The organism is Thalassospira sp. MCCC 1A01428 (assembly GCF_002115825.1).
Lineage (GTDB): Bacteria > Pseudomonadota > Alphaproteobacteria > Rhodospirillales > Thalassospiraceae > Thalassospira.
Window position 1 is genome coordinate 1 of the sequence record NZ_JFJZ01000161.1, and the last position, 631, is coordinate 631.

Annotated in this window: 1 protein-coding gene; it reads right to left on the bottom strand. The window is 52.5% G+C overall.

Annotated features, from left to right (window positions below):
• Positions 1–4: 4 nt before the first annotated feature.
• On the bottom strand, positions 5–631 hold a 627-nt coding region (locus THS27_RS26405; RefSeq protein ID WP_085595979.1), incomplete at its 5' end, for a SapC family protein.

Genomic DNA, 631 nt, shown 5'->3' on the forward strand with positions numbered 1-631 from the left:
CAGATCAGTTGGCAACCTTCATGGCAGCACGTTCAACCAGGGTTGACCAGTTGCCATTGGAAATGAAATGGCAATAAACCAGATGCACCCAGCCGCGTTTGCGCCATGCCAGGAAGGTTTCATCGTCCAGTTCATTAAATTTGGCTTCATCGATCACTTTGAAACCCGACAGACTCAGCTTGCGGCCATCGGCCAGGGTGGCGTCAGCACGGTTTTCCACCAGCAATCCGGCTTCGGTGACAGCCTTTAGAAACTCGGCTGTGGCCGCATAATGCGCCTGGTAATCGCGGCAAAAATCAAGCGCACTTTGCGTCATTTTTGACGGTTCACCATCAACAAAGAACGGGTTTTCCGTGCCTTCGACAACGGTTTTTGCGTCTTCGTCCACACACAGGGTGTACTGGCTTTTTTCTTCGTTCTCAAAAAAGATGAACGGATAACGACGGATATAGGCCGGAACATAGGTGCCCGGCGTCCAGTTGCCTTTATCGTCAACCATCAGGTTTTCCGATGCTCGCAAACCCAGCAATGCCACCATCTGGGGCTGCGCGCCATCGGTAAACAGGATCGGATAATGCTTGCACACCATCGGCAGTTCAGTTGCCACAACCGGCACCGAATTGGTGGTCGC